Origin of the sequence: Paracraurococcus lichenis (assembly GCF_030657435.1) — a bacterium.
In the GTDB taxonomy this organism is placed as follows: Bacteria; Pseudomonadota; Alphaproteobacteria; order Acetobacterales; family Acetobacteraceae; genus Paracraurococcus; species Paracraurococcus lichenis.
Map to the genome: position 1 here is coordinate 1 of NZ_JAUTWS010000433.1, position 595 is coordinate 595.

1 pseudogene is annotated in these 595 nt (G+C 76.0%); it reads left to right on the plus strand.

Going from position 1 to position 595, the window contains the following annotated elements:
- Nucleotides 1-595, plus strand: a pseudogene (locus Q7A36_RS40660) (hypothetical protein); the annotation flags it as partial.

Sequence of the window (595 nt, forward strand, 5' to 3'; positions counted from 1 at the left end):
GAGGACCGACGGCAAGCACATCGTGCCGACCGAGCGTGGCCTGGCGCTGTTCGGCGTGCTGGAGCGCGCTGACCCGGCGCTGGTCGACCCTGGCGTGACTGCGCAGATGGAGCTGCTGCTCGACCAGGTGCTGGTGGGAGAGCAGGAGATGGTGGGCGCCATCGATGCCGTCTGCACCCAGGCCAGCCGCATCATTGGCCGGCTGACGGACGGCACGACGCCCGGCGACGCGGCGCTGGTCGCCTCTGCGGTGGGGCAGCCGGGCAGAGTGTCCCGGCGCGGCCGGGCGGCGGGCGAGGGCGCGCAGCGACCGCCACGGCTGGCCAGGCGCCGCAAGGCCAAGGCTTCGGCCGGGCCGACGGAGGTGGCCGCCGGCGCCACCGGTCACACCCCGCCCGACCGAGGCGCAGTGGGGAGGTCGGCTGCCGCGGCGCCGCAGGGCCGGAAGGGCAGCCCGAGGCCGTCACGCAGAACGGCGGGGGGACCGACCAGGCCGGGGAAGCGGCAGCAGGGCGGCACGGCGGCCGAGGGCGACACGCCGCTGCGGATTCCTTTCGGCAACAAGGAGGTCGCGCTGCAACTCGGCGCCCGCTAC